Annotated in this window: 27 protein-coding genes; 6 read left to right on the forward strand and 21 right to left on the reverse strand. The window is 50.1% G+C overall.

Features of this window, described 5'->3' with window-relative positions:
- Positions 1-20: 20 nt before the first annotated feature.
- From hemH to rpoE, 17 genes are all read right to left on the reverse strand, one after another.
- Positions 21-1,007, reverse strand: coding sequence for a ferrochelatase (hemH, locus tag QZ516_RS04605; protein WP_297186839.1), 987 nt, complete (start codon positions 1,005-1,007; stop codon positions 21-23).
- A gap of 69 nt (positions 1,008-1,076) precedes the next feature.
- A complete protein-coding gene (adk, locus tag QZ516_RS04610) occupies positions 1,077-1,730 on the reverse strand; it encodes an adenylate kinase (protein ID WP_297186841.1) in 654 nt (217 codons plus the stop codon).
- Between the two features lie 119 nt (positions 1,731-1,849).
- Positions 1,850-2,683, reverse strand: a complete 834-nt coding sequence (gene mazG / locus QZ516_RS04615) for a nucleoside triphosphate pyrophosphohydrolase (protein WP_297186844.1) — start codon at positions 2,681-2,683, stop codon at positions 1,850-1,852.
- Between the two features lie 3 nt (positions 2,684-2,686).
- A complete protein-coding gene (gene relA / locus QZ516_RS04620; RefSeq protein WP_297186846.1) occupies positions 2,687-4,939 on the reverse strand; it encodes a GTP diphosphokinase in 2,253 nt (750 codons plus the stop codon).
- Positions 4,940-5,073: 134 nt separating this feature from the next.
- Positions 5,074-5,976, reverse strand: coding sequence for a cysteine synthase CysM (gene cysM, locus QZ516_RS04625; protein ID WP_297186850.1), 903 nt, complete (start codon positions 5,974-5,976; stop codon positions 5,074-5,076).
- A gap of 155 nt (positions 5,977-6,131) precedes the next feature.
- Entirely contained in the window at positions 6,132-6,518 is a 387-nt protein-coding gene (gene acpS, locus QZ516_RS04630) for a holo-ACP synthase (RefSeq protein WP_297186853.1), read from the reverse strand.
- Positions 6,515-7,255: a DNA repair protein RecO gene (gene recO, locus QZ516_RS04635; RefSeq protein WP_297186857.1), complete on the reverse strand. Its 741-nt coding sequence runs from the start codon at positions 7,253-7,255 to the stop codon at positions 6,515-6,517. Before recO ends, acpS begins: the two co-directional genes overlap by 4 nt.
- 110 nt (positions 7,256-7,365) lie before the next feature.
- Positions 7,366-8,268: a GTPase Era gene (era, locus tag QZ516_RS04640; protein WP_297186861.1), complete on the reverse strand. Its 903-nt coding sequence runs from the start codon at positions 8,266-8,268 to the stop codon at positions 7,366-7,368.
- Complete coding sequence (rnc, locus tag QZ516_RS04645; RefSeq protein WP_297186864.1) at positions 8,265-8,936, reverse strand: ribonuclease III; 672 nt, start codon at positions 8,934-8,936, stop codon at positions 8,265-8,267. Before rnc ends, era begins: the two co-directional genes overlap by 4 nt.
- A 24-nt stretch (positions 8,937-8,960) precedes the next feature.
- Positions 8,961-9,326 carry a DUF4845 domain-containing protein gene (locus QZ516_RS04650; RefSeq protein ID WP_297186867.1) on the reverse strand — a complete coding sequence of 122 codons (366 nt, stop codon included), beginning with the start codon at positions 9,324-9,326 and terminating at the stop codon, positions 8,961-8,963.
- Positions 9,327-9,357: 31 nt separating this feature from the next.
- The gene (lepB, locus tag QZ516_RS04655) at positions 9,358-10,110 is read right to left on the reverse strand and encodes a signal peptidase I (protein WP_297186870.1); all 753 of its coding nucleotides are present in this window, start codon (positions 10,108-10,110) and stop codon (positions 9,358-9,360) included.
- Positions 10,111-10,119: 9 nt separating this feature from the next.
- Positions 10,120-11,919, reverse strand: a complete 1,800-nt coding sequence (lepA, locus tag QZ516_RS04660; RefSeq protein ID WP_297186873.1) for a translation elongation factor 4 — start codon at positions 11,917-11,919, stop codon at positions 10,120-10,122.
- Between the two features lie 188 nt (positions 11,920-12,107).
- Positions 12,108-13,184, reverse strand: a complete 1,077-nt coding sequence (locus QZ516_RS04665) for a trypsin-like peptidase domain-containing protein (protein ID WP_297186876.1) — start codon at positions 13,182-13,184, stop codon at positions 12,108-12,110.
- Positions 13,185-13,268: 84 nt separating this feature from the next.
- Positions 13,269-13,739 carry a SoxR reducing system RseC family protein gene (locus QZ516_RS04670; RefSeq protein ID WP_297186879.1) on the reverse strand — a complete coding sequence of 157 codons (471 nt, stop codon included), beginning with the start codon at positions 13,737-13,739 and terminating at the stop codon, positions 13,269-13,271.
- Positions 13,740-13,815: 76 nt separating this feature from the next.
- A complete protein-coding gene (locus QZ516_RS04675) occupies positions 13,816-14,781 on the reverse strand; it encodes a MucB/RseB C-terminal domain-containing protein (protein ID WP_297186882.1) in 966 nt (321 codons plus the stop codon).
- 13 nt (positions 14,782-14,794) lie between these two features.
- On the reverse strand, positions 14,795-15,454 hold the full coding sequence (locus QZ516_RS04680; RefSeq protein ID WP_297186885.1) for a sigma-E factor negative regulatory protein: 660 nt from the start codon (positions 15,452-15,454) through the stop codon (positions 14,795-14,797).
- Between the two features lie 165 nt (positions 15,455-15,619).
- Positions 15,620-16,204, reverse strand: coding sequence for an RNA polymerase sigma factor RpoE (gene rpoE, locus QZ516_RS04685; protein ID WP_297186888.1), 585 nt, complete (start codon positions 16,202-16,204; stop codon positions 15,620-15,622).
- 161 nt (positions 16,205-16,365) lie between these two features.
- On the opposite strand from rpoE, the gene nadB reads away from it, so the two are divergent.
- A complete protein-coding gene (nadB, locus tag QZ516_RS04690; protein ID WP_297186891.1) occupies positions 16,366-17,988 on the forward strand; it encodes an L-aspartate oxidase in 1,623 nt (540 codons plus the stop codon).
- Between the two features lies 1 nt (position 17,989).
- Here nadB and QZ516_RS04695 read toward each other — a convergent pair whose 3' ends face one another.
- Both QZ516_RS04695 and QZ516_RS04700 read right to left on the reverse strand, forming a co-directional pair.
- Positions 17,990-18,394 carry a hypothetical protein gene (locus tag QZ516_RS04695; protein WP_297186894.1) on the reverse strand — a complete coding sequence of 135 codons (405 nt, stop codon included), beginning with the start codon at positions 18,392-18,394 and terminating at the stop codon, positions 17,990-17,992.
- A complete protein-coding gene (locus QZ516_RS04700; RefSeq protein ID WP_036860265.1) occupies positions 18,369-18,614 on the reverse strand; it encodes a succinate dehydrogenase assembly factor 2 in 246 nt (81 codons plus the stop codon). Before QZ516_RS04700 ends, QZ516_RS04695 begins: the two co-directional genes overlap by 26 nt.
- 103 nt (positions 18,615-18,717) lie before the next feature.
- On the opposite strand from QZ516_RS04700, the gene QZ516_RS04705 reads away from it, so the two are divergent.
- Together QZ516_RS04705 and QZ516_RS04710 are read left to right on the forward strand one after the other, a co-directional pair.
- Positions 18,718-19,707 carry a hypothetical protein gene (locus QZ516_RS04705; RefSeq protein WP_297186901.1) on the forward strand — a complete coding sequence of 330 codons (990 nt, stop codon included), beginning with the start codon at positions 18,718-18,720 and terminating at the stop codon, positions 19,705-19,707.
- Positions 19,708-19,766: 59 nt separating this feature from the next.
- A complete protein-coding gene (locus tag QZ516_RS04710) occupies positions 19,767-20,183 on the forward strand; it encodes a hypothetical protein (protein ID WP_297186903.1) in 417 nt (138 codons plus the stop codon).
- On the opposite strand, the gene ung is transcribed toward QZ516_RS04710, so the two are convergent.
- The gene (ung, locus tag QZ516_RS04715; protein WP_297186905.1) at positions 20,180-20,887 is read right to left on the reverse strand and encodes a uracil-DNA glycosylase; all 708 of its coding nucleotides are present in this window, start codon (positions 20,885-20,887) and stop codon (positions 20,180-20,182) included. The genes QZ516_RS04710 and ung overlap by 4 nt on opposite strands.
- 100 nt (positions 20,888-20,987) lie before the next feature.
- Here ung and QZ516_RS04720 point away from each other — a divergent pair, with 100 nt between their 5' ends.
- The gene (locus QZ516_RS04720; protein WP_297186908.1) at positions 20,988-21,818 is read left to right on the forward strand and encodes a patatin-like phospholipase family protein; all 831 of its coding nucleotides are present in this window, start codon (positions 20,988-20,990) and stop codon (positions 21,816-21,818) included.
- Here QZ516_RS04720 and QZ516_RS04725 read toward each other — a convergent pair.
- On the reverse strand, positions 21,802-22,584 hold the full coding sequence (locus QZ516_RS04725) for an alpha/beta hydrolase (protein ID WP_297186911.1): 783 nt from the start codon (positions 22,582-22,584) through the stop codon (positions 21,802-21,804). The genes QZ516_RS04720 and QZ516_RS04725 overlap by 17 nt on opposite strands.
- Before the next feature lie 289 nt (positions 22,585-22,873).
- Between QZ516_RS04725 and QZ516_RS04730 the strand changes: the two genes are divergently transcribed.
- A complete protein-coding gene (locus tag QZ516_RS04730) occupies positions 22,874-23,905 on the forward strand; it encodes a COX15/CtaA family protein (RefSeq protein ID WP_297186914.1) in 1,032 nt (343 codons plus the stop codon).
- 46 nt (positions 23,906-23,951) lie between these two features.
- Positions 23,952-24,257 (forward strand): cytochrome c, encoded by a 306-nt coding sequence (locus QZ516_RS04735; protein ID WP_297186917.1) that lies wholly within the window; start codon positions 23,952-23,954, stop codon positions 24,255-24,257.
- Positions 24,258-24,291: the final 34 nt, after the last annotated feature.

A 24,291-nucleotide genomic window follows, 5' to 3' on the forward strand; every position in this document is an offset into this window, starting at 1 on the left:
TCAGACATTAATTGTGAAATTTATTGGTTCAATACCAGTTTTTTCGCAGTGATTTCGGCGAGCGCATTGATAAATAATGGCGCATTATTGACGCAGGGAATGTAATGATATTTCTCCCCCCCCTGTTCAATAAATAGTTCACGGTAGCCCATATTCAGTTCTTCAAGGGTTTCGAGACAATCTGCAGTAAATGCAGGACTGACAATGTCCACTGACCTGATGCCCTCCTCAAGCCATTGCTTAAGCTTGTCGTCGGTATAGGGCTGAAGCCATTTTTTTGGACCAAACCTGGACTGAAAACTCATCGACCATTCAGAAGATGCAAGCTCAAGAGCACTGGCAATGGCATGAGCGGTTGCCCGACAATGTTCGCTGTAGGGATCACCTTTATCGACATAATCCTGAGGGATTCCATGAAAAGACATCAAAAGTTTTTCATTGCGTCCATGCTCCGCCCAATGGGCTTTAATCGATTCGGCGATTGACTGGATATAGCCAATATCATCGTGAAAGGACTTTATGACGGTCATGTCAGGAACATTGCGGCTTTGCTGGATGATCTGTGCCACCTGGTCGTAGATCGCCCCCGTGGTCGATCCCGAGTATTGGGGATACATGGGGATGATTAAAAATTTCTCGATACCTTTTTCTTCAAGACGCTGGATGGTTTCATCCAGCGCCGGTTCTCCATAAGTCATGGCCTCCGCAACGACAGGTGCTTCTTCGCCGTAGCGGTCCGTCAAGACCTCCTGCAAGTCGGCAACCTGGCGGCCGCTGATAACGCGCAAGGGTGAGCCCTCTTCCCACCATATCTCGTGATAAGCATGGGCAACTCTTTTGGCACGCAAGGGGATAATTACCAGCCTCAGTAGAAACCACCAGAGCAACCTGGGAACTTCAACCACTCGAGGGTCAGATAGAAAAGCCCTGAGAAAACGAGCTATTGAAGCCGGTGTCGGTTCTTTAGGGGTACCCAGGTTAACCAGAATGACAGACGTTTTATTCATCGGACTCCAGGCTTTTGATTGGCAAAAAAATGGGCTCATGAAGAGCCCATTCTGCATCAGTTGCCGGCCTCAGGCTAGCGCCGCTTCAAGGCGTGCTTCAACTTCAGGTAGTTTCCCAACGCCGTTGACACACGCGTAGGAAGGCGCCTTCTCCGGCTGCGTCCTGGCCAGATCCTTATAGAAACCCACGAGAGGCTGAGTCTGCTCGTGGTAGACAGAAAGACGGTTGCGAACAGTGTCTTCCTTATCATCTTCACGCTGTACAAGTGGTTCCCCTGTGATATCGTCCAGCCCCTCTTTTTGCGGCGGATTATGTGCCACATGATAGACACGGCCAGACCCTTCATGAACACGCCGTCCACTCAGGCGTGAAACAATCTCCTCGTCTTCAACGTGAATTTCGATGACTTTATCGATAGCCACACCTTCGTTTAACAAGGCCTCAGCCTGCGGGATTGTTCTGGGGAATCCATCAAACAGGAATCCATTTACACAATCGGGCTCTTGAATGCGTTCTTTCACCAATGCAATGATCAGGTCATCGGAGACCAGTCCGCCAGAAGCCATGATACCTTTAGCTTTCAGGCCGAGTTCTGTGCCCGCTTTTACAGCTGCTCGCAACATGTCACCCGTGGATATTTGGGGAATCCCAAATTTTTCAGTGATGTATTTGGCCTGTGTACCCTTACCGGCACCCGGTGGGCCCAACAAAATAATTCGCATTCGTGATCTCCGATTATCTGGGGTTGAGTTATTAGAGTGATTAGTCAATTACCCAAACTCGCAATTGAGGGCGCAAACATTACACAGAAACGACCATAACCACAAGTTAGACGGCGCTTTTACGGGTGTTTGGACACAGCTGAAAACTTGGCCTCTGCCCACAAATCGTCGAGTTGTTCCACGGGCGTATCGACCATCTTTTTACCCTGATGATGCAAGCTTTCCTCGATGTGATTGATCCGCTGCTCAAATTTCAACGATGATCTCCGCAGGGCGGTTTCAGCATCAACTTTCAAGTGACGGCAGAGGTTCACTACTGTAAACAACACATCGCCAAGCTCTTCTTCAATGGCGTCCACTTCTTCCCCTGCGATTGCCTCATTGAGCTCACGGGTCTCTTCATTGATTTTTTCCAGAACGCCCTGCACATCCGGCCAGTCAAAACCGTGGCGGGCAGCTCTCTTTTGCAATTTGGTCGCACGGGTCAAGGCAGGTAAACCCAGGGGAATATCGTCAAGGATTGAGGCCTGGCCCTTTTCTTTTCTCTCGCCTTGCTTGATGGACTCCCAGTTATCTTTGATGGCTTGCTCATTGAGCGCTGCTCGTCCCGATTGGCGCTCACTGGTCAGTGTACCTTCAGGGAAAACATGGGGATGACGGGAGATGAGCTTTTTTACCAAGAGTGAAACGACTTCCTCAAAATCGAACAGGTTTCGTTCTTTCCCCAACTGGGAGTAGAAAATGACTTGGAACAGTAAATCACCTGATTCCTCTTTGAGCTGGCCGTAATCCTCATGCTCTATGGCATCAATGACCTCGTAGGCTTCTTCCAGTGTACAGGGAGCGAGTGATTTAAAGGTCTGTTTCAGATCCCAGGGACAGCCGGTTCCCGGCTTGCGAAGTCGCTCCATCAGATAGCATAAATTGTCGATGGTATAGGTGGCATCTGCCATAGATTAACCCTCATCAATACGCTGCAGGCCAGTGACGTTAGGGATTTGCCTCAATTTTGTCATGACATTACTCAACTCATTAATGTTCATGACTTCCAGGGTCACCTCCATCCTGACGGAAACGCCTTTTCTACCCTGATCGCTTCGCGAAGACATGGCTAGAATATTAAGCCCTGCTTTATCCAGAACCGCACTGATATCACGTAACAAGCCACTTCTGTCGTAGGATTCAACTGCAATTTTCACGGGATAAACCTTTTTCGGTTCACCGCCCCAGCTGACCTCGATAACTCTTTCCGGTTCAACATTTTGCAGGCGAAGAATTTTTCCACAATCCTTACGGTGTACTGAAACCCCCCGGCTGTTGGTGATATAACCGACGATTTCGTCGCCAGGTACAGGATTACAGCAACCGGCAATGTGGGTCAGCAAGTTACCCACGCCATAGATATAAATATCGGATTCCTGATAGCGACTGGCTTTTGGCGGTGTGATGAACACAGGTTTTTCGGGTTTTTTATTCAGGTCAAGCATCGCCAGAATGGCATTCACAACCTGAGTGACACTGATGTCACCTGCACCGATAGCGGCGTAGAGCCCATCTTCTCCATGCTTGTTGAACTTCTCTGCAATTGACTCCAGGTTCACCTGTTTGATATTTAATTGACGTAGCTCGCGATCCAGCATGGATTTGCCGGCCTGCGCATTTTTTTCATGGTCCTGTTTTCTGAACCATTGCTGTATTTTGGATCGGGCCTGGGTTGAGTGAATATAGCCCAGCGCTGGTGACAACCAGTCACGACTGGGTGACTCCTGCTTGCCGGTAAGAATGGTTACTTGGTCAGCAGTTCGCAATGGTGCATTCAATGGGACTATCTTGCCGTTTACCTTGGCGCCTCGACAGCGGTGGCCAATCGATGTATGAATACGGTAGGCAAAATCCAGTGGGGAGGATTCGGCAGGCAAATCGACCACATGTCCTTCGGGTGTAAACACATATATCCGATCGGTCGTGCTGTCCCGATTAATCAGTTCTTTGACATGGTCTTCCTCAATTTCCTCGTGCCATTCCAGAACCTGCCTCAGCCAGGCAATCTTTTCTTCATAGCTGCGGTTGGTGGCCTTGGTATCGGTACCTTTATAACGCCAGTGAGAACAGACTCCCAACTCGGCTTCGTCATCCATTTCATGGGTCCGAATCTGGATTTCCAGTACCTTGCCCCCGGGACCAATTACGGCAGTGTGCAGGGATCGATAGCCATTTTCCTTAGGGAAAGCAATATAATCATCGAACTCATTGGGGATGTTGCGCCAGTGTCCATGAACGGTACCCAGTACGGTGTAGCAGTCCGCCACTGCAGGCACCAGGACTCTCACTGCACGAATGTCATAAATTTGCGAAAAGCCAACATCCTTGCGCTGCATTTTTTTCCAGATACTGTAAATATGCTTTGCACGGCCAGCGATCTGCGCTTTGATGCCTGCTTTTTCCAGCTCCGCATGGAGTGTATCGATCATCTGGTTTATGTAGTGTTGACGATCCATACGACGTTCATCGAGCAAACGTGCGATGTGCTTATACTCTTCGGGCTCCAGATAGCGAAACGCCAGGTCTTCCAGTTCCCATTTAAGTTGGCCAATACCGAGTCGGTGCGCTAAGGGTGCATAAACATCAAAAATCTCACGGGCAACGCGCTGACGTTTTTCATCGGTGGCCGTTTTCAAGGCCCGGATGGCACAGGTGCGCTCTGCCAGTTTGATCAGTGCGACCCGCACATCATCGATAATTGAAACCAGCATTTCCCGGATTTTTGATGCCTGCTGAGTTGCCGTGTGGCCAAACACGGCACCTTCGCTGTCAGCGCGCATGGTACTGATGACCGCCATTTTCAGAACGCTTTCGATCAGGGCGGCGATTTGTTCACCGAACCGGTTTCTGACTGTTGCGACAGAAAGACGGCTTTCTCTTACAACCCGGTACAGAATGGCGGCAACCAGGCTGGGGATATCATGGAGGTGGAGTTCTGCGAGAATTTCGGCCATTTCCAGACCGGTTCTGAAGCTGCTGACGGTAGGTGTCCAGCGTTCACTGCCTGACTTTTCTTCTGCATCGCGCGCCAATTCACAGGCAGCGACCAGAGTTTCTCTGGCACCTGCTTCAGTGAATGTTCTGTTACTGAGGAGATCGTCGACCCAGTATTCAACTTGTATCGTCCCCTGCTCCTGAACAGGATGATGGTTTCTGACCTGTACCATAAACAGCTCTCGTCTGAATTATTTGTATGCCAGGCCAGAGGGAGCCTTGTACTGGAGGAATAGCTGTATTCGTTGACCTTCGCAGAATTGTGCACGTTGTATACAATCATGCAGACGAGGTCTGCCCACCCAAATTACGGCTTTTGATGTTCCTGATAAAGTCCCGATGAAAGATAGCGGTCACCGCGGTCACAGATGATCGCCACGATCACTGCATGCTCTACTTCACGGGATAAACGCAGTGCAGATGCCACAGCGCCGCCCGATGAAACGCCACAAAAAATACCCTCTTCCCGCGCAAGTGCCCGCATGCAGTCCTCCGCCTCCTGTTGTCCTATATCCATCACGCGATCGACGCGCGCACTATCGAATATAGTCGGCAGATAGGCCTGTGGCCAACGTCGAATGCCCGGAATGCTGGCCCCCTCCTCTGGCTGTAAACCAATAATCTGAATCCCGGAATTTTGTTCTTTGAGGTAGCGGGACACACCCATGATAGTGCCGGTAGTGCCCATTGAACTGATGAAATGAGTGATCTTCCCGTCACTCTGTCGCCAGATTTCCGGGCCGGTGTGCTCGTAATGCGACAGTGGATTGTCACTGTTGGCAAATTGATCGAGGACGATGCCCTTACCCTCTTGCTCCATGGCTTTTGCGAGGTCTCTGGCACCTTCCATGCTCTGTTCACGGCTTACCAGGATAAGCTCTGCCCCGTAAGCCTGCATGGCCGCCTTGCGCTCGTCTGTACTGTTTTCCGGCATGATCAGGATCATCCGGTAACCTTTGATGGCCGCAGCCATGGCCAGTGCGATGCCGGTATTGCCCGACGTCGCTTCAATAAGCGTATCGCCCGGTTTGATATCACCTCTCGCTTCGGCATGCTGGATCATCCCCATGGCAGGTCGGTCTTTTACTGATCCGGCGGGGTTGTTGCCCTCCAATTTCACCAGAATAACGTTATTGGTGTCTCCCGGAAGTCGTTGCAGCCTCACCAGCGGTGTTTCACCAATACAGGATTCAATGGTTGGATAGATCATCAGCTTTCCGGCAACAGGAACAATTCAATATTCACTAAACAGACTGTTATTTTAGCCACCCATGGTTTGCTTGTCTTGGCGGAACAGACGATAGATCAAGATTGTTTGCATATAAATGCCAGCCAAATCGTTATGTCGGGTGATTGACGCAAGGTTTATGGCTGTTGAGTCTGGGTCAGGACCACAAAGGCAACCGCAAAATCACGTTCATCGGATAAACTGAGCAGCACATTATTCGCCCCCAGTTTTCGCAGAAATTTTTCGGCATTGCCCGTGAGGAGGATTGCGGGTGCGCCAGAGGGATCGTTGACAGTCTCAATGTCTTGCCAGGATACCTTGCCAATTCCCGTGCCCAGGGCTTTGCTCAACGCCTCTTTGGCGGCAAAACGTTTGGCGAGATAGGCAGCCGGGTTGGGTTTGCTATCAAACAGGGCAAGCTCGCGGGGACAAAGTATCCGTCTGGCAAAATCACGTCCGTGGCGATTCAGGGCCCCGCTGATTCTGGCCACCTGAACAATGTCCGTTCCTATGGCAACAATCACGAAGTTTTAACCTCGTTAGTCTTTTGAAGGTTAAAAAGCTCACGACTTCGCAGGGGCTTGTTCCCCAGGTGCTCCTGAATAGCCAGCCTCATCAGTCGCTTGGCCGCTCTGGCCGTCTCCAGGTCCTGGTAGTCACCACTGCTGATAGCCAGTAACGCTTTACCCCAAAACAGATAAGGTGACGTCTTATCCTGTGCCGATGGTTGGCAGAGGGAAAACCCCGTAGATGGATCCAACCAGTACCACTGGTCCGGCAATACCGGGTGGCCGGATACGATATCGGTATCGATCATTAACCCGTAGCCTGCCTCATCAAGCAGGTTGCGTTCGAAAAGCCGGAGGGCGGGTTCAATCGGCTCGCCATCGGCGAGACTTGTCATGATATTGAGGTAGTGATCAAACAGATCCTGGTGAGGATCATGCTCTACAAGTAGTCGTATCAGCAGTTCATTGAGATAAAAACCGCTGTACAGCCGTTCGCCAGAGAGCATCAGCGAACGCCCGGAGTGCTCCGCACTGACCAGAGTTTTTAGTTCTGTTTTTCCGCTCCATCCCACCAGTAGCGGTGTAAACGGCGCAAGTATCCGACTGCCATTTTTGGGGCGCCGGAACCCCCTGGCGACCACGCGCAGGCGACCGTAATGACGGGAAAACAAGTCTACCAGTTGGCTGGTTTCCCGATAGGGTCGCGTATGGAGAACAAAAGCTGGCTCTGAGTCGACACGCAGGTTGGTCATATTGCGATGATACAGGCTCTAGCAGTTTGTCGGATAGTATCAGTGCTACCCTTCGACATATTGCCAATCCTAACTTTTATGGTGAATGACCCGGCTCTGGAGTATACCGGTTAATCGTCGTAGCCTAGACTGCGCAGTGCCCGCTCGTCATCTGACCAGCCGCGACGCACTTTTACCCAAAGGTTGAGCATGACCTTTGATTCCAGCATGCGCTCCATATCAAGGCGTGCCTGCTGGCCGATTTTTTTCAACCTGCCACCTTTTTCACCGATAATGATTTTCTTCTGGCCATCCCGCTCGACAAGAATCAGAGCACTGATATGACAGATTTTTTCAGAGGGTTTGAACTCTTCGACTTCCACTGCCACCTCGTAGGGAAGCTCGGCACCCAGCTGACGAGTGATTTTCTCCCGGATAATTTCAGCCACCATGTAGCGTTGACTACGGTCTGTAATCTGGTCGTCGGGGAAGAAATGAACCCCCTCGGGAATTTGCTGAAGGATGGCTCGCTCAAGCTGGGCAAGTTGCTGGCCCTGCAGAGCCGATACCGGGATCAGTCGTGCTTCAGGGAAGCGCTCGGTCAACGTTCGCATATGAGGTAGTAGAGCCGCTTTGTTCTCCAGCCTGTCCAGCTTGTTCAGGGCAATAATGACCGGCACGTTACTTTTCATTACCTCCTGTGCAACCTTTTCGTCGGCCTCTGTCCATACGGCGCGATCGACAACGAAGACAATAACATCAACGTCCCGAATCGCACTTTCGGCAGCGCGATTCATGGACCGGTTGATCGCCTTGCTCTGGTTGTCGTGCAATCCAGGGGTATCGACAAAAACCAGTTGTGACTCACCTTCGGTTTTTATGCCGAGCATATTTTGTCGAGTCGTTTGCGGTTTTCGTGAGGTAATGCTTATTTTTTGACCCAACAAGTGATTTAGCAATGTAGATTTACCAACATTTGGTCGACCGACGATGGCCACGTATCCACAACGCTTGATAGTTTTTATTTCAGTCACTTGATGAGTCCGGCTAATGCGTTTTCAGCAGCTTTTTTTTCAGCCGTACGACGGCTGCTGCCTTCGCCGAGGGCGGGGGTTTTCAGGCCATCAACGGTGCACTCCACCGTGAAAAACTGGCTGTGCGCTTCGCCGCTCACGGAGATCACCTCGTAATTGGGTAAGGGTTTCCCTCGAGCCTGCATAAATTCCTGCAACTGGGTTTTCGGGTCTCTGAGCGTGTTTTCAGAGAGGTTGGCAAGACGCTTGCGAAATAACAGCATGACCACCTTCTCGCAGGCAGTCATGCCACCGTCCAGATAGACTGCTCCGATGATAGCCTCCACCGTATCCGCCAGTATAGAAGCCCGTCGGTGGCCGCCACTTTTCAGTTCACCCGCACCCAGGTTCAAACATTGACCTATTTCCAGCTCCTTGGCTATTTCAGTCAGTGTGGCACCTTTGACAAGATTGGCACGATAGCGACTCAGGTCACCTTCTTTGACCTGAGGAAGACGTTCGTAGACAGCATGGCCAATAATGAAATTCAGCGCCGCATCGCCGAGAAATTCCAGACGCTCGTTGTTGAGTGAGCCGTGGCTGCGATGGGTCAGAGCCAAATCGAACAGGCTGGTATCCCTGAATTGGTAATCAATACGGTCGAGTAGCCGTTGTTTTATGTTTTTCACACCCGGATTCTGCAAGTTATCTGATTATCTGGCGCTGTCATAGGCATTTTCAAAGCGTACCACCACATCCAGATTGCCCATGAAATTAACTCTTTTTTCATAATTGAGGCTAACCTTTGTATGGGTCTGTTCGCGTTTAATTCTGACCAGCTTCGTGTCGATATCGCGTACATTGTTGATATCAAAATGGGTTAAAAGCTTTCTGCGAACTTCGGCGTCACTCATGTTATGGATATTCTCTTCTGCCAGAGAATCTATCGCCGCTTTGACAAAGGAGTTATCGAGATACAGCGGTCCGATTTTCAACGCCGCGGTGAGGAAAAACCCAACTATAGCCAGCGACAGGAGGCCACCAAGCACTGTAATACCTTGTTGGTTAGTATGTTTCATGACGTTGGCTCCAGGTATCTACTTGCTGATATTAGTTGATTGTTCCGGCCCGGTCGAAGCTTGGCAATTCGCCAAATGATTCCCAATGCATCCAGATTAACACGGCCTTACCAACAATATTTTCTTCCGGCACAGGACCCCATACCCGGCTGTCGCTACTATTGTCACGGTTATCGCCCATCATGAAGTAATGGCCCTCTGGAACAACCATGGCGTAGTTTTTCCCCAGTGGCCCAGCCACTTTATTCTTTTGAACCCTATGGATAATGCCATTCAGATTCTCTGCAACCAGCTCGAACCTTGAATCTTCAGCAGGCTCTGGCAAAGGTGCCTGGTCTGCCAGCAGTCCATTGATATATAGCATATTATCCCGCAATCGAATTTCGTCGCCAGGGAGACCAATGACTCTTTTGATAAAATAGCGGTCATCATCGGGCGGGAAAAAGACCATCACGTCTCCACGCTCGGGCTCATTAATCGGGACGATCTTGGTGCCGACCACAGGCAGTCTGAGGCCATAGGTAAACTTGTTAACCAGAATGAAATCGCCAACTTTCAAGGTTGGGATCATGGATCCAGAGGGAATCTGGAATGGTTCGAAGAGGAATGAACGAAGCACAAAAACCAGCAGCAGGACGGGGAAAAAAGATCCGCTGTATTCAATCCATCCCGGAACAGGCTCTTCCTCACCACGTTTTTTAGAGAGTATAAAACGGTCAGAGAACCATATAACTCCGGAAATTATTACCAGAAACAATAAGATTAGCGGAAAATTAATATCCATTTACACGTCTCAACTATCCGTTTTAAGTACAGCCAGGAATGCTTCCTGAGGTATTTCTACACTGCCCACCTGCTTCATACGTTTTTTACCCTCTTTCTGCTTTTCCAGTAGTTTCTTTTTTCTGGTCATATCGCCACCATAGCATTTGGCGGTGACATTTTTTCTAAGGGCTTTCACTGTGGTCCGGGCAATGACATGACCACCAACGGCGGCCTGAATAGCTACATCAAACATCTGGCGCGGAATCAACTCTTTCATTTTTTCTGTCAGTTGACGACCTTTGAACTGTGAATGTTGGCGATGAATAATCGAGGCCAGTGCATCTACTTTTTCGCTATTGATCAATACATCCAGTCTCACCAGGGGGGCGGTCTGAAAACGTGTAAATGCGTAGTCAAGTGATGCAAATCCCCGGCTGACCGATTTTAGGCGGTCGAAGAAATCCATGACAACCTCGCTCATGGGCAGTTCATAGGTAAGTGAAACCTGGCTGGTGGCAAACACCATGCTTTTTTGAGTGCCACGTTTTTGCTCGCAAAGCGTAATGACGTTGCCCAGATAATCCTTTGGAACAAGAATGTTCGCTTCACAAAGGGGTTCTCGCATTTCTTCGATACTGGCTGGATCTGGCAGGTCAGAGGGGTTTGAAATGTGCAGGATTGCGCCATCTGTTTTTACTACCTCATAAACAACCGTGGGTGCAGTCGTGATAAGGTCAAGATTGTATTCCCGCTCCAGACGTTCCTGAATGATCTCCATATGCAACATGCCGAGGAAACCGCAGCGGAATCCAAAGCCCAGCGCATCAGAGCTTTCCGGCTCATAAAATAGTGAGGCGTCATTCAGTGTGAGCTTGGCCAGGGCCTCGCGAAAATCTTCAAAATCATCGGAGCTAATCGGGAACATGCCTGCATACACCTGGGGCTTCACACGCTGAAAGCCGGGCATGGCAGGAGTATCCGGGGTATTGCTGTGAGTAAACGTGTCACCCACTGGCGCGCCATGGATGTCCTTAATCCCCGCGACCACGAAACCCACTTCGCCAGCCTTAAGAACGCCGGTATCCTTTCGCTTGGGAGTAAAAACGCCGATATTATCCACCACATGCGCTTTACCAATGGATTTGGTAATCACTTTTTCTTTCACTCTCAGGATGCCCTGGGTCACCCGCACCAGGGAAACGACGCCGAGGTAATTATCAAACCACGAATCGATGATAAGTGCCTGTAAGGGTGCATCCAGATCACCTACCGGGGCTGGTACTTTAGCCACCAGTTGTTCCAGTATATCCTCTATGCCGAGCCCTGTTTTTGCGCTGCAGCGCACGGCATCATGGGCATCAATACCAATGATATCCTCTATCTCGGCAATGACTTTCTCGGGTTCAGCCTGGGGTAAATCCATCTTATTCAGAACAGGGATAACTTCCAGTCCCTGGGCAATGGCGGTATAGCAATTGGCGACGGATTGTGCTTCAACGCCCTGCCCCGCATCTACCACCAACAGGGCACCTTCACAGGCCGCCAGAGAACGCGACACTTCATATGAAAAATCCACATGGCCGGGGGTGTCAATGAAATTGAGCTGATAGGTTTTGCCATCTCTGGCGTGATAATCAAGTGTCACACTCTGTGCCTTGATTGTGATACCGCGCTCCCGCTCAATATCCATTGAGTCGAGAACCTGCTCAGCCATTTCACGGGAAGAAAGCCCACCGCAAATTTGAATAAAGCGGTCAGCAATGGTGGATTTTCCATGATCGATATGCGCGATAATAGAGAAATTTCGGATATGGCTAAGGTCGGACACAGCGATTCAATCTGTTTGCAGCCGGTTGGGCTGGGGGGGTTGATTTTAGGCCATGCAGTCTAGCGTATTTGCTGTGCAGACGCTATGAGTAGCACGTCAAACAGGTAAACGGCCTGCAAAAATGCCATGGGTTCCACAGAACCCATTTTTTGATTTTCTCGGATACGGAATGGATAAATATCAGTCGATCAAGGCCTCAGTCCATCCGGCAGCGTGCCGACGATGATATCAAGTGTCTTCTTATCCTTTCCCCGGATCAGTTGAGCCTTGATTTGGCTGCCAGGTGGCAACAAACCAACCACATGGGGCAGGTCCCCTGATTCAATGATTTCTTCATTATCGAAGTACAAAATAATATCGCCGGCCTGAACGCCGGCAACATCCGCCGGACTTCCGGCTTCGACCTGGACAACAAGCGCACCCTGGGTTTTTGTCAGCCCCGATGCGCGGGCCAGGGATTTGTCGACCTCCTGAACGTAGACGCCAAGCCAGCCACGATCTACACGCCCCTTCGACTTGAGCTGTGAAACAACATCTGCAGCCACTCCTGCAGGCACGGCAAAGGACAGGCCTATCGATCCTCCGGAGTGAGTAAATATCTGAGAATTTATCCCCACCACCTCACCATCCAGATTGAGCAAGGGGCCACCGGAATTACCTGGATTGATCGCAACGTCACTCTGAATGAATGGCACATAGTTATCGCCATTTTTGGTGGGTATACTGCGACCAATTGCGCTGATAATGCCGGCACTTACCGAATAATCAAGACCGAATGGTGAGCCTATTGCCAAGGCCCAATCACCTACTTTCACCTTGTCGGGATCAGCAAAATTGATTTTTGGCAGGTTCTGGGCATCAATCTTGAGCAATGCCAGGTCCGAGCGATGGTCTATGCCGATTACCCTGGCTTCAAACTCGCGGCGATCGATTAATCTGATGATCACCTCATGGGCATTTTCGACCACGTGCTCATTAGTGAGGACGTATCCGTCACTGGAAATGATAAAACCTGAGCCGGTAGCATGTGCCTCTCCTGCCCCACTACCTTCATGGGGTTCACGGAACATGTCAGGAATATTTCGTTCATTCATTCGGGTCATTCCTGTCCCAATGATTTTTTGAACGGAGTCAATTTTCACGACTGCAGGAGAAGTGGTTTCAATTAATTGATTAAAATTGGGTAAATCCTGCTGATTAGATTGGCTCATGTAGAGTGCTGTAACGACAAAGAGCAACGCCACCAAAGAAAACCACTTAAACATATGTGCTTCCTCTTTCTAGACGGGCCACCCTTTTATAGACGTTCCATCTTTGCCGTATGACCACAGGAGGTCTTCAGGCAGGGGCTATTCGGGCAGGGATTGATGCTCGCTGGATGGGACCAGTCTCTCCAGCAATACAGGGTGGACTCGATGGTTATTTTTATTAAGCCAGGAGTGCAACCTGACGAGGACTCCACCTGCAAGGAAGCCGATCAAGGCACTTGTCAGAACTATGATGTCATGCGTAGAGACCAGGGCGCCAATGGAGACCGCCCCGATCATTGTCAGTAATGGAAAAAGGTAAACCAGAAGCGTACCTTTAACAACAACATCCTCGGGGATGCCGATCACTACCTGGTCATGTGTTTTAAGTGACTGCAAATCGCAGTTACCGGGCAACACCCTGATTAGAGCAGTTTTACCAGAAAGCCGACTGAGGAGCTTCTGACCACAACCTTTTTCAGCCACACACACCTGGCACGCCGAACGTTGAATCGTCTCGACCCAGAAACCGTCTGACTCCACGGTGGTGATTTTACCCCTTTCTTCAATCACTTCAGTCCAGTGCCTGCAATGCCATAAATTTTTGCCAAATGGTGCCTGACGATATATAGAACAGATACACGTATTGTTATTGGTAGTTATGTTGAACCGGTATGACTGCATGTGCAACGGCCCTGGCGGTTTCGACCGGTATTTCACCAACCACCGAGATCAGAAAGTCTTGCCGTCTGATTTTGGTTTTGGTGAGATAAGCCACGGTTGCACCCCGCTGGGCTTGCATTTCAGGGATGTCGACGGCCTCACTACTATCGATAAACACAGAAAAAATTGCCAATCCATCGGTGTAGATAAGAGTCTCTCGACCGGAGTCATCAGATTTCAGGTAACCCGCCAAACCGAAACCGGGTGGAAGCCAGGATTGCTGCCAATTTGATTGGGCTACCGATGACTCTACATTACTCAGGCAGGTAGAAACCTTCGACGAAACTCTATGCACCTCCGGTTCGGAGGGGTCCAGTGATGCCTCGTCAATGGATCCCCCGATTTCGACATCTGCAAATTGAAATCTTTCCAGGACGCGATTGTTGTCACCAATCAGCATTGACTGGAGCAATAAACCCGTTTCCTGATCAACCCCCAGTATGTATCCGTAACGGTAACTATCTTTTGGAATAACATGAACAGTTAGTGTCTCCCTACCGGCTATTCGATCCTTGGCCTTCGGATAGACATGATAGAGCTTTTCGAGATGATCTTTCGGGACAGAGGCTGCCGCTGTCACAGAGCTCCTCAGCATGAGATCTCCGAGACGTTCGCATCGACGTTCGTCGCTCTGACGAGTGACTTCCTTTTTCGGTCCACTCAATAAGAAAAGACGCTCAAACTCCTGACCATCCCTGACAGAGTGAAAGACCTTGATGGTTCTGAGAATGCCGCCGTGTTCGTAGGTAAATATCCCGCTGTAGTCAAGTGTGCGGTTGGCGTCTGCCATTTTGGAAAGAATGGTCGTTGGAGAAGTCGTATCAGCGATCGCCAAGGGTGACGCGGCAATAAGTAATAGGCATATAGCCGCAAAATATCTGGAAATTGGCATGGTTTGCTGTGAATTACTGATCATGCGTAGTGGGCATACGAGCAAATGGCAGCATGCCCTGATTCGTATTCATTGCCGCGTGGCCGGTATGCTCAATCATTAAGCTATTGAGGTAGGCCTGTACCTGTTCGCGAGTGACTTCAGACTCGGTCGCCTGGTCGACCACAATGACCGGCTGGGCCTGACTGGTCCGGTAACTCTCAGGATTGTTGCTGACACTGACTGTCCGGGCAGTGACAGAAGGTATACCAAAGTCGGCAGAGGTTCTGAGCTGGGCGGGAGAAAATTTGTTATCAACGGTTTTGGTCGAGGCAACGGCGGGCTGATGGGTGTCGGGCGTGTTGTATTGCTGGAAACCAATAATGGCCACTGTAGCTACTGAGGCGGCAATGGCAAAACGGCCGAGGGGCCTGAGCATGCGCGCAGAGAGCGTGTTTACCTGTAAGGCCTTTTCATCTTCCAGGGCCGCACTTATGCTTGCGGAGAAGTCAACCACCTGTTCCGGAAGATCTCTTCTCATGGCGGCGGCAGCCATCTGGTAGCGACGCCAGGTATCACGAGACTGCTCATTCCCGGAAATATCTTTCAAGACGCGATGAACCTCAAGCTCATCTGCCTGACCGTCCATCAATGCTGACAGGGACTCTTTCTCGCGATCAGTGCTACCGGTCATAAGAAACTACCTCAAAACTATTAGTGACCATGCCACAGTATGTTGTGGCCCTAAAACCTGCTTTTAAATCATCATTGACAAGAACAATGGCACCCATACAGCTTTTGAACAAATAATTCCATATAGGACAGCCCGTTAGCTGAAAAAGTTCATTGATTCAGGAGATCAACCTTCAAGTAACCGAATCTTTTCATCTATGGCCTCTCTGGCACGAAAAATGCGAGACCTAACGGTTCCTACCGGACATCCCATGACCTCGGCGATTTCCTCGTAACTGAGACCCTCAAATTCTCTTAAAGTTACCGCAGTTCGCAAATCTTCTGGAAGATTTTTTATAGCCAAATCCACCACGGCCTCCAGCTCGTCCCGGTAAAGAAGATTTTCAGGTGAGTCAATGTCGCGGAGTTTCTCGCTACCCTCATAAAAAGCGGCCTCTTCTGCGTCGACATCACTGGCGGGTGGACGCCGATTCCGTGCGACCAGATAGTTCTTTGCCGTATTGACGGCAATACGATACAGCCAAGTATAAAAAGCACTTTCACCACGAAATTTGGCCAATGCCCGATAAGCCTTGATAAAGGCTTCCTGCACAACATCGTTAACTTCATCAAAATCTTTGACATAGCGACTGACAATCGCATGGACTTTGTACTGGTATTTCATCACCAGCAAGTCAAAAGCGCGTTTATCGCCTTTTTGAACACGAGCGACGAGTAGCTTGTCAGTATCTTTTGCCTGCTCGTTATCCATGGTCGCTCCGATTGCCCCCGAATCGCGTGGTTGTTATTGCGTCTCAGGGCATTCAATTACAACAGACCCGCCGGGTAAAGGGATGATTCCCGGGTCTGTATTTATTTTTGGCTCGCTATACTATCATGCTCCACACTGGTTTCGAGGACTTTAGGTAGTTAATGAAAAACCCCCATTGTCATGATGTGTTGGTGATTGGCAGTGGCGCTGCAGGAATGACTGTGGCGCTTGAACTGGCTGATAAATATCAAATTGCACTGATCAGCAAAAGTGCCATCCAGTCGGGATCTACCTGGCATGCCCAGGGTGGCATTGCCGCTGTTTTTGATACGGAAGACTCTGTTGAATCCCACGTTGGGGACACCCTGGAAGCTGGCGCAGGACTGTGTCACGAAGATGCCGTGAGATTTACCGTTGAGAACGGGCCTGATGCAATCCGCTGGTTAGTCAAACAGGGCGTTCAGTTCACCCGCAATGAGGATAATGTTGATTACCATCTGACGCGGGAAGGTGGCCACAGTCACCGTCGAATTTTGCATACTGCCGATGCCACGGGCAAGGAAGTTTCATCCTCTTTGGCAGACAGGGTGCTTCAGCACGCCAATATTCAGGTTTTTCCGAGCCACGTGGTTGTTGACCTGATCACACAGGCCGACAGAGGTTCCAGCCGCATGCGATGTACGGGTGCCTATGTGCTGGATAACGAACAGGACTGTGTCCGTGTTTTTCAGGCAAAAGCTGTTGTATTGGCAACCGGCGGTGCCAGTAAGGCTTACCTATACTCCACCAATCCTGACGGTGCTACCGGCGATGGTATTGCCGTAGCCTGGCGTCGCGGTTGTCGGGTAGCCAACATGGAGTTCAACCAGTTTCATCCCACCTGTCTCTATCACCCCAATGCCAAGGCTTTTCTGGTTACCGAAGCCCTGCGTGGTGAAGGCGCTTACCTGACGCTGGCCAATGGTGAGCGTTTTATGGACAAGTTCCATCCGAAGGCAGAGTTGGCACCCAGGGATATTGTTGCCCGAGCCATAGATTTTGAAATGAAGCGGCTGGGCATCGATTGTGTCTATCTGGACATCTCGCATCGGCCCAAAGAGTTTCTAAAAAACCACTTTCCTACGGTTATGGCCCAGTGCCTAAAGTATGGAATAGACATCACTAAAGAAGCCATTCCCGTGGTTCCCGCAGCTCACTATACCTGTGGTGGTATCGTGGTAAACCAGAAAGGTCAGACCGACCTTTGGAATTTATACGCGATTGGTGAGACGGCTTTTACGGGCCTGCATGGTGCGAACCGTATGGCCAGCAACTCGTTGGTTGAATGCGTGGTTTACGGCCACGCGGCCGCCAGCGCCATTCGCGAAAGCATTGAGACGATTCCGGAACCGGATAAGGCGAGACCCTGGGATGAGAGTCGTGTCACCTATTCGGATGAAGATGTGGTGATCGCGCATAACTGGGATGAGTTGCGTCGTTTTATGTGGGACTACGTGGGCATTGTCAGAACCCGGAAGCGACTGGCCAGGGCTCATCACCGGGTCAAACTGCTGCAAAAAGAAATCCATGAATATTACAGCAACTATAAAATTAGCCGGGATTTGCTGGAGTTACGCAATCTGGTGTTAGTGGCAGAGCTGATCATTCGCTCTGCAGAGCAACGCAAAGAGAGCCGCGGTCTGCATTACACGCTTGATTACCCGGACCTGTCCTCCGTCGCCAAAGATACCATTATGGTGCCAATCAATTTTGCCGGGCAAAACTTTATTGTCAGCAAGCGTTGACCTAACCTAACTGCAGCGTCACGTGAATCTTGCGCAGGTTCGCTGGTGAGGTGCTGTCAGGCAACACCAGAACACAATAACGTCTTTTCGGGCCGAGAAACCGAAGTAGCAATAGTCTGCCCAGCCGAAAAAAATGCGGTAAGACAACATCCACTTGCTGATCGGCATGGTACAACTGCCAATTTCCGTTTATCCAGATTAGTCGCTTGACCGGCTGCCTATACCAGATAAGACAGGCATTTGCGCCACCCACCAATACCAGGATAATCGTTAAGATTTTCACCCAGAGAGGTATTGCCGAAACAATCAAAAGGCACACAGCAAGACCGTGAATGGACAGAATCCAGACCAGCAGCAGCAACGAACGATGAAGCGCTGTATCAACCGGGACGGGATCTTGAGTCACGAATGATCTGCACAATTTTTTGCAAGTCAGGGTCTTCCGGGGTTTCCCGGCGGAGGAACCAGCCGAACATATCCTGATCTTCACACTCGAGAAGCTTGTGATAGCGCTCCTGGTCTGCTGTTTCGAGAGTGGGGTAAATGTCGTCCAGGAAAGGCTGCAACACCAAATCCAGTTCCAGCATTCCGCGCCGGCTTGCCCAAAACAGTCGATTTCTTTCCATCGCCGGTCGCCTCTGTCTCAATAAATAGGATGTGGGGCATTATAATGGAACAAGTGGGTTTAAACCCACCGGGACGGATACTTTCACCTCAACCGGGCAAACCATGAACGATTGGCAAAAATACCTATCCACACAAGGCGCTGTCATCAATGATGGCCAAATACACTTTCATGAATCACCAGCTGACTTCCCTGCACTGTTGACCCAGGGCGACGATATCCTGAGTCCCCTCCTTCACCAGGGTTTGATATCAGTAAAAGGCCCGGATGCGGCTCGTTTTCTGCAAGGCCAGATAACCTGTGACGTGCTTCAAGTGGCCATTGGCGAGTCCACCCACGGTGCTCGCTGCAATGTCAAGGGTCGGATGCTGGCCAGCTTTGTTCTATTCCATGCTGAAGATCAGCACTTTTTGCTTCAGTTACACCGCAGCCTGATTGCCCCGCTGATCAACGAGTTGACCAAATATGCAGTGTTCTTCAAAGTTGAGTTGACTGATATCAGTGATCACCACTGTTTGTTGGGAATTGCTGGGGCATCCGTTGAAAAAACCGGTCTGACTGACGCCGTCTATCAGTATCGGTTGGTTGATGGCAGAAAAATATTGATTGTTGCCGCTGAAAAAACACCGTCTGTATGGGAGGCATTACGGGATGCGCTAAAACCTGTGGGAACTGAGCTGTGGCAATTAATGGATATTCGATCCGGCCTTGGTCATGTGGAAGTCGGCACTGCTGACCTGTTTATACCGCAAATGCTGAATTTTCAGGCGATCGGGGCAATCAGCTTCAAAAAAGGTTGTTACACGGGGCAGGAAGTGGTCGCACGTATGAAGTATCTGGGGAAACTGAAGCGCCGCATGTACCGAATCAGAGTGCCTGCCCCCGCGGACCGTCTGCTACCTGGCATCCCCTGTTATCTGCAGGGCCAGAATCAATTTGTTGGGCATATCGTGTCCACAGCGCACTGTGATGCTGAGCGACTGGAAGTGTTGGTTGTATTGACCAAAGAAGCGGCAGAGAGTGATGATCTGGTGATGGGGTCACAGCTGTATCCGATTGTTGAAAAGCTACCTTTTCCATACGAAATATCATAAATATCATATTGTTGAATAGTATATTTCATTCTATTTATTAACATGTTTTGGAGCGAACAATGCTGGCTTGGTTATCTGAACATCAGGTGCTGCTGACATGGCTTAGCATTGTGTCATTCATTACCTTTATTGGAAGCCTGCTCGCTCTGCCATGGTTGGTGGCAATGATACCGGAGGATTACTTTTTTTATGAAAGTCGCGAAACAACCGCATTGCAACAAAGGCATCCGGTCACCCGGTATTTATTACTGGTTGGAAAAAACCTGTTGGGGTTAATCCTGTTGTGTGGTGGCTTTCTGATGTTGTTCATACCCGGACAGGGGCTGCTAACTATGGCGGTAGGACTATTGTTAATGGACTACCCTGGAAAATACGCACTGGAAAAGCGTATTGTCAGCACGCCCTCTATCTTAAAAGGGTTGAACTGGTTGAGGGCGAAACGGCATTTACCCGCACTGAAGGTGGATAAACCCTAAACTTTACCCCGGGCAGCCTCATGTACCTGCCAGTCTACTGGCTCCAGGCCCTGTTGTTTGAGGTACTGATTCGCTTTTGAAAAATGTCCACAACCCAGGAAGCCCCGATGGGCTGATAGTGGCGACGGGTGCGGTGCCCTGAGTACCAGGTGCTTATCGGTATCGATAATGGCCCCCTTTTTCTGGGCATAACTGCCCCATAACATAAATACCAACCCACGACGTTGGTCGTTTAATAGTTGTATTACCCGGTCGGTGAATTGTTCCCAACCCTGCCCCTGATGGGACCCGGCACGGCCCTTTTCAACGGTCAATGTCGCATTCAGTAAAAACACACCCTGGGCAGCCCAGTCCATCAGACAGCCGTGTCCGGGCGGCTGAATCCCGCAATCCTGTTGCAACTCCCGAAAAATATTTCGCAGGGATGGCGGAATATCAACACCGGGCATCACCGAGAAACAAAGACCATGTGCCTGTTTGTCACCGTGGTAGGGATCCTGTCCGATAATGACCACTTTGACCTGGTCAAAAGGCGTACTATTGAATGCTGCAAACCAGTTTGATCCGCTGGGGTAGATGGTTTTACCTGTCTTTTTCTGGGCCTGCAGAAACTGTTTTAGTTTGACCATGTAGGGCAACTGGAACTGGTCTTCAAGTTTAGCCAGCCAGGAAGGATGGAGCTTGATTTGCGGGATTTCTGCCACAGGTTTCTTCCGGTTATGATGGTAAAGCTGTGTAATAAACCGGAATTTCTACTTCAAATCAACCAAGGACTATTGTGATTAACCGCCAGGTGAACCTTGTATGACAAAAATTGGACTTGCGTTGGGAGGGGGTGGAGCCAAAGGCATCAGCCACTTACTGATTCTGGAGACATTGGAGGAAATGGGGCTGAAGCCTTATTTCATCACCGGTACCAGCATCGGCGCATTAATTGGCGCCATGTATTGTGCGGGTATGCCAACAGGTGAAATCAAGCAAATTTTTCTTCAGTTCAGCCTTCGCGATAATGAATCGCTCAAACATCTCGTCACCAGGAAACACTTGTTCAAATGGCTGGATTTTATTAGCCCGCAATTTCGTGGCCGGGGACTGATTCGGGTAGAGAACCTGTTGAATTATCTCTTCGAATCCGTTCATGCCACCCAGTTTTCCGAGCTCGACACGCCACTGAAGGTTGTGGCATCGGATTTCTGGAGCCGGGAACAGGTTGTTCTTCAGCAAGGGGCACTGATACCTGCGATTCGTGCCAGCATGTCTCTTCCCGGACTCTTTCAGCCCGTCACCATAGATGGACAGGTGCTGATAGATGGTGGCGCAGTAAACCCTGTACCGTTTGACCTGTTGCCCGATGACTGTGACATTACGATTGCTGTTGATGTGATTGGCACGCGCACCGTCTCCAATAAACTCCCATCCCTGTCAGAAGCCGTATTCAACACCTACCAGATCATGCAAAAAAGCATCATCAGGGAAAAACTGGCCAAGTTAGCGCCGGACATTTATATCGAGCCAAATGTGGCGGCGGTGAGAATGCTGGAGTTTTACAAGGCCAATTTGATTCTCAATAATGGTTCAAAAACCAAGAGCGAGCTAAAGCGGAAGCTCAACCGCGAGCTCAAACAGCTTCAATAAAACGTGCTATGGCTTCATTGGTCTCCCGGGGCTTTTCAATCGGCGTCCCGTGACCGGTATCGGCAATAACCACCAATTTGGCATTTTTCATGACATCGACCACCGCCTGTTTCAGCGCTACCGGTGAATAGTCCCGGTCACCCGTCAACATCAGGGTCGGCACCTCAATGTCAGCCAAATGCTCCAGAACCCCCCAGCCAAAAAGAGACTTGAGATTTTTTAGATAAACTTTTTTGGGGTTGGAAGCAATCTGTCGGGTAAAGATATCAATCAACGCCTCTCTCCCCTCCCCCGGAAACATACTCTCTGCCACTTTGCGGGCATAACGGTGCATACCCAGCAGATGAACTGACAGCACTCGTGTCCAGAGCATTTTTTTTGCGGCGAAGGTGTTGTCGGGGAGTGCTGGACCAGAATTGATGATTGTCATGCTTTTTAAACGTTGTGGCGCATCCGCTGCGATCTGAAACGCGACCATCCCCCCCATGGACAGGCCAACAAGGTGCGCCTGATCAATACCCAGCTGGTCCATCAACCCGAGAACATCATTGGCGTGAACCGATATATCGTAATGACTATCGGGTTTATCTGACGCACCGTGCCCCCGAAAATCCGGGGCAATTACCCGCCAGTGATCGCGAAAATAATCGATCTGCCCGGCCCAGTCCCTGCTGCTAACCCCCAGACCGTGTAAAAAAATAATTACATCGCCCTGTCCTTCGTCCAGGTAGGCCATCCTGACGCCATTGACGGTCGTCTGTTGCATTTCAGTCTCCGAATCTTTGTAAGATCACCGACTTTGCAGGATTGCGCTTTGTTCAGCAAGGTTCAGAAGACAAACTACCGCGGCAGAATCGTCAAAAAATATTCCTGCGAGGGATATTTTTGCCGGAAATGACCGTCGGTATTTGGTAATATTGGATCGCCGTTGTTGACGATAGTTAGCTCACGGCTTTTATCGCCCTGAGATATTTTAAAAACGGCTTAATCGGGGTTCCCTCGCAAAGATCCATGTCAATGGTCTTCCCCACTGGACAGGAAGGTGTAAATTTCTTATGGATTTGCAGACCCGATACGATAGGCAGCTGGCATCCTGGCTGGTGGTATGCGCTGCCGTTATTCTGAGTATGATTCTTCTGGGGGGCGTTACCCGGCTGACGGGTTCGGGGCTTTCCATTGTTGAATGGGCACCCGTTTCCGGCGTTCTGCCACCATTGAACGAACAGGAATGGCAGCAGACCTTCGACAAATACAAGCAGTTCCCCGAGTATCAGAAAGTGAACAGCGGCATGAGCCTGCCTGAGTTCAAGCGAATTTTCCTCTACGAATATGCTCATCGGCTACTCGGCAGGCTGATTGGCGTCCTATTTCTGGTGCCTTTTCTGGCTTTCTATTTTAGTCGACGTATCAAGCCCGGATTGACGCCCAAACTTGTGGTCATGTTTATCCTGGGTGGCCTCCAGGGCTTGCTTGGCTGGTATATGGTCAAAAGTGGCCTGGTAGACAACCCGAATGTCAGCCAGTATCGCCTGACAGCCCATCTGGGCACTGCCGTCATTATCTATGGCTATATTATCTGGGTCGCTTTCAGCTTGTTTTATCCACCAGAGCGCGACAGGCAGCATGGCCAGCCGAGCTATCGGCGTTTCGCCGTTGTCCTTACGGGATTAGTCTTTCTGATGATACTTTCCGGAGGCTTTGTCGCGGGCACCGATGCGGGATACGCCTACCCCACGTTCCCGTTGATGGGTACCAGTTTTGTCCCATCGGGTATTTATGGCACAGAGCCCTTCTGGCTCGCTATTTTTGAAGACATTACGACAATCCAGTTCAACCACCGGATGTTTGCCTACCTGCTGATAGTAGTGATTATCAGTTTTGCGGTTGGTGCACTGAAACATGGGAATATTCGCCCGGAAGCCCGGGTCGGGGTCAAGCTGATGCTTATAATGCTGGTAGTTCAGGTTACGCTGGGCATTTCAACCCTGTTATTGCATATGCCGGTTCCTTTGGCGGCGGCTCACCAGGGTGGTGCTATCCTGCTCTTCACCAGTGTGTTGTTTGTGTGCCACCGTTTAGGGAACTAATGGCCTTTTTTGTTATCTTTTTATATCTCAAGTCTGGAGTGATCAAATGAAAAAACTGACTGGAACTATCCTGGCATTAGTGCTGACAACTGCTGCGGGCCATGCATTGGCTGCCGGTGATATAGAGGCTGGAAAAAACAAGGCTATGGCCTGCGCCGGTTGTCACGGTGCGAATGGTATCAGCAACAATGACATGTGGCCCAATCTGGCGGGGCAGAAAGCCGGCTACACCGCTAAACAGTTAAGAGATTTTCGTGACGGAAAGCGCACTGATCCGGTGATGTCCGGCATGGCCAAACCCCTGTCCGATCAGGATATTCTGGACTTGGCTGCCTATTTCGCCAGCTTGTAGGCAGCACATGCCATAAAAAACCCGGCATCAGGCC

The sequence above is a fragment of the uncultured Porticoccus sp. genome (assembly GCF_913061305.1).
Classification (GTDB): domain Bacteria; phylum Pseudomonadota; class Gammaproteobacteria; order Pseudomonadales; family Porticoccaceae; genus Porticoccus.

Excerpts from the sequence above, each read along its gene's own strand:
- hemH (WP_297186839.1), bottom strand. The coding sequence starts at position 1,007 with ATGAATAAAACGTCTGTCATTCTGGTTAACCTGGGTACCCCTAAAGAA.
- adk (WP_297186841.1), bottom strand. The coding sequence starts at position 1,730 with ATGCGAATTATTTTGTTGGGCCCACCGGGTGCCGGTAAGGGTACACAG.
- mazG (WP_297186844.1), bottom strand. The coding sequence starts at position 2,683 with ATGGCAGATGCCACCTATACCATCGACAATTTATGCTATCTGATGGAG.
- relA (WP_297186846.1), bottom strand. The coding sequence starts at position 4,939 with ATGGTACAGGTCAGAAACCATCATCCTGTTCAGGAGCAGGGGACGATA.
- cysM (WP_297186850.1), bottom strand. The coding sequence starts at position 5,976 with ATGATCTATCCAACCATTGAATCCTGTATTGGTGAAACACCGCTGGTG.
- recO (WP_297186857.1), bottom strand. The coding sequence starts at position 7,255 with ATGACCAACCTGCGTGTCGACTCAGAGCCAGCTTTTGTTCTCCATACG.
- QZ516_RS04650 (WP_297186867.1), bottom strand. The coding sequence starts at position 9,326 with ATGAAACATACTAACCAACAAGGTATTACAGTGCTTGGTGGCCTCCTG.
- lepB (WP_297186870.1), bottom strand. The coding sequence starts at position 10,110 with ATGGATATTAATTTTCCGCTAATCTTATTGTTTCTGGTAATAATTTCC.
- QZ516_RS04665 (WP_297186876.1), bottom strand. The coding sequence starts at position 13,184 with ATGTTTAAGTGGTTTTCTTTGGTGGCGTTGCTCTTTGTCGTTACAGCA.
- QZ516_RS04675 (WP_297186882.1), bottom strand. The coding sequence starts at position 14,781 with ATGCCAATTTCCAGATATTTTGCGGCTATATGCCTATTACTTATTGCC.
- QZ516_RS04680 (WP_297186885.1), bottom strand. The coding sequence starts at position 15,454 with ATGACCGGTAGCACTGATCGCGAGAAAGAGTCCCTGTCAGCATTGATG.
- rpoE (WP_297186888.1), bottom strand. The coding sequence starts at position 16,204 with ATGGATAACGAGCAGGCAAAAGATACTGACAAGCTACTCGTCGCTCGT.
- nadB (WP_297186891.1), top strand. The coding sequence starts at position 16,366 with ATGAAAAACCCCCATTGTCATGATGTGTTGGTGATTGGCAGTGGCGCT.
- QZ516_RS04700 (WP_036860265.1), bottom strand. The coding sequence starts at position 18,614 with ATGGAAAGAAATCGACTGTTTTGGGCAAGCCGGCGCGGAATGCTGGAA.
- QZ516_RS04705 (WP_297186901.1), top strand. The coding sequence starts at position 18,718 with ATGAACGATTGGCAAAAATACCTATCCACACAAGGCGCTGTCATCAAT.
- QZ516_RS04710 (WP_297186903.1), top strand. The coding sequence starts at position 19,767 with ATGCTGGCTTGGTTATCTGAACATCAGGTGCTGCTGACATGGCTTAGC.
- QZ516_RS04720 (WP_297186908.1), top strand. The coding sequence starts at position 20,988 with ATGACAAAAATTGGACTTGCGTTGGGAGGGGGTGGAGCCAAAGGCATC.
- QZ516_RS04725 (WP_297186911.1), bottom strand. The coding sequence starts at position 22,584 with ATGCAACAGACGACCGTCAATGGCGTCAGGATGGCCTACCTGGACGAA.
- QZ516_RS04730 (WP_297186914.1), top strand. The coding sequence starts at position 22,874 with ATGGATTTGCAGACCCGATACGATAGGCAGCTGGCATCCTGGCTGGTG.
- QZ516_RS04735 (WP_297186917.1), top strand. The coding sequence starts at position 23,952 with ATGAAAAAACTGACTGGAACTATCCTGGCATTAGTGCTGACAACTGCT.